1 rRNA gene is annotated in these 3056 nt (G+C 55.6%); it reads right to left on the bottom strand.

From position 1 onward, the window contains the following. Positions 1 to 3014, bottom strand: a 23S ribosomal RNA gene (locus tag HQ314_RS21125); the annotation flags it as partial. Between the last annotated feature and the right edge of the window lie 42 nt (positions 3015 to 3056).

Here is a 3056-nt window from a genome sequence, read left to right as displayed (position 1 = left end):
ATCTTGGAACAGGCTTCCCGCTTAGATGCTTTCAGCGGTTATCCCTTCCGAACGTAGCTAACCAGCGGTGCTCCTGGTGGAACAACTGGCACACCAGAGGTTCGTCCGTCCCGGTCCTCTCGTACTAGGGACAGCCTTCCTCAAGTTTCTGACGCGCGCGGCGGATAGAGACCGAACTGTCTCACGACGTTCTAAACCCAGCTCGCGTGCCGCTTTAATGGGCGAACAGCCCAACCCTTGGGACCTACTCCAGCCCCAGGATGCGACGAGCCGACATCGAGGTGCCAAACCATCCCGTCGATATGGACTCTTGGGGAAGATCAGCCTGTTATCCCCGGGGTACCTTTTATCCGTTGAGCGACACCGCTTCCACTTGCCGGTGCCGGATCACTAGTCCCGACTTTCGTCCCTGCTCGACTTGTCAGTCTCACAGTCAAGCTCCCTTGTGCACTTGCACTCGACACCTGATTGCCAACCAGGCTGAGGGAACCTTTGGGCGCCTCCGTTACATTTTGGGAGGCAACCGCCCCAGTTAAACTACCCACCAGGCACTGTCCCTGAACCAGATCATGGTCCGAGGTTGAGGTATCCAATACGATCAGAGTGGTATTTCAACAACGACTCCACACACACTGGCGTGCATGCTTCACAGTCTCCCACCTATCCTACACAAACCGAACCGAACACCAATACCAAGCTGTAGTGAAGGTCCCGGGGTCTTTTCGTCCTGCCGCGCGTAACGAGCATCTTTACTCGTAATGCAATTTCGCCGAGTCTATGGTTGAGACAGCTGAGAAGTCGTTACGCCATTCGTGCAGGTCGGAACTTACCCGACAAGGAATTTCGCTACCTTAGGATGGTTATAGTTACCACCGCCGTTTACTGGGGCTTAAATTCTCAGCTTCGCTCCCGAAGGAACTAACCGGTCCTCTTAACCTTCCAGCACCGGGCAGGCGTCAGTCCGTATACATCGTCTTACGACTTCGCACGGACCTGTGTTTTTAGTAAACAGTCGCTTCTCACTGGTCTCTGCGACCCACACCAGCTCACACTGCAAGAGTGATCACCAGCAGGGGTCCCCCTTCTCCCGAAGTTACGGGGGCATTTTGCCGAGTTCCTTAACCATAGTTATCTCGATCGCCTTGGTATTCTCTACCTGATCACCTGTGTCGGTTTGGGGTACGGGCCGTGTACCAGCTCGCTAGAGGCTTTTCTCGGCAGCATAGGATCACTGAATTCGCCTCATTCGGCTATGCATCACCTCTCAGGCTGTGTGAGACCCGGATTTGCCTAGGTCTCGCCCTACAGGCTTACACCAGTGTTACCACTGACTGGCTCAGCTACCTTCCTGCGTCACCCCATCGCTTGACTACTACCAGGAAAGGTCCCGTGCATCACCACACCCGGCACCCGAAGGTGCTCCTGGCGGCTCTGGACGGTTAGTACTCCTGATTCATCATGGGCGCGGATACACGGGTACGGGAATATCAACCCGTTGTCCATCGACTACGCCTGTCGGCCTCGCCTTAGGTCCCGACTCACCCTGGGCGGATTAACCTGGCCCAGGAACCCTTGATCATTCGGCGGACGAGTTTCTCACTCGTCTTTCGCTACTCATGCCTGCATTCTCACTCGCGTGGCCTCCACACCTGGATCACTCCGGCGCTTCCCTGGCCACACGACGCTCCCCTACCCACCCACACACCTGGCCCACCCCCCGCAGGGAATGAGCAGATTATTGTGTGAGTGCCGCGGCTTCGGCGGTGTACTTGAGCCCCGCTACATTGTCGGCGCAAAATCACTTGACCAGTGAGCTATTACGCACTCTTTCAAGGGTGGCTGCTTCTAAGCCAACCTCCTGGTTGTCTTCGCGACTTCACATCCTTTTCCACTTAGTACACGCTTGGGGGCCTTAGCCGGCGATCTGGGCTGTTTCCCTCTCGACTACGAACCTTATCGCCCGCAGTCTCACTGCCGCGCTCTCACATCCTGGCATTCGGAGTTTGGCTGATTTCGATAAGCTTGTGGGCCCTCTAGACCATCCAGTAGCTCTACCTCCAGGATGAAACACGCGACGCTGCACCTAAATGCATTTCGGGGAGAACCAGCTATCACGGAGTTTGATTGGCCTTTCACCCCTACCCACAACTCATCCCCTCAGTTTTCAACCTAAGTGGGTTCGGGCCTCCACGACGTCTTACCGTCGCTTCACCCTGGCCATGGGTAGATCACTCCGCTTCGGGTCTAGAGCATGCGACTGAAACGCCCTATTCGGACTCGCTTTCGCTACGGCTACCCCACACGGGTTAACCTCGCCACATACCACTAACTCGCAGGCTCATTCTTCAAAAGGCACGCCATCACCCCCAGTGACAAGTCACTCGAAGGCTCTGACGGATTGTAAGCGCACGGTTTCAGGTACTATTTCACTCCCCTCCCGGGGTACTTTTCACCTTTCCCTCACGGTACTAGTCCGCTATCGGTCACCAGGGAGTATTCAGGCTTATCGGGTGGTCCCGACAGATTCACAGCAGATTTCACGGGCCCGCTGCTACTTGGGCATTCATCACGACAGTCACACAGTTTTCGTCTACGGGACTCTCACCCTCTACGACAGGCCATCCCAGACCACTTCGACTAACCGCATGATTTCTTACTGTCGGCCGATCCGGCAGAATCGACAAGACAAACCCCACAACCCCACACGCACAACCCCTGCCGGGTATCACATGCACATGGTTTGGCCTCTTCCGCGTTCGCTCGCCACTACTGACGGAATCACTGTTGTTTTCTCTTCCTGTGGGTACTGAGATGTTTCACTTCCCCACGTTCCCTCCACACACCCTATATATTCAGGTGCAGGTAACACGACATCACTCGTGCTGGGTTTCCCCATTCGGACACCCTCGGATCTCAGCTCGGTTGACAGCTCCCCGAGGCTTATCGCAGCCTCCTACGTCCTTCATCGGCTCCTGGTGCCAAGGCATCCACCGTACGCTCTTCATTACTTACAACAAAGATGCTCGCGTCCACTGTGCAGTTCTCAAACAACACAC

It is taken from the genome of Rhodococcus sp. BP-332, assembly GCF_019836065.1.
In the GTDB taxonomy this organism is placed as follows: Bacteria; Actinomycetota; Actinomycetes; order Mycobacteriales; family Mycobacteriaceae; genus Rhodococcoides.
This window is presented reverse-complemented; position numbering and strand designations above follow the sequence as displayed.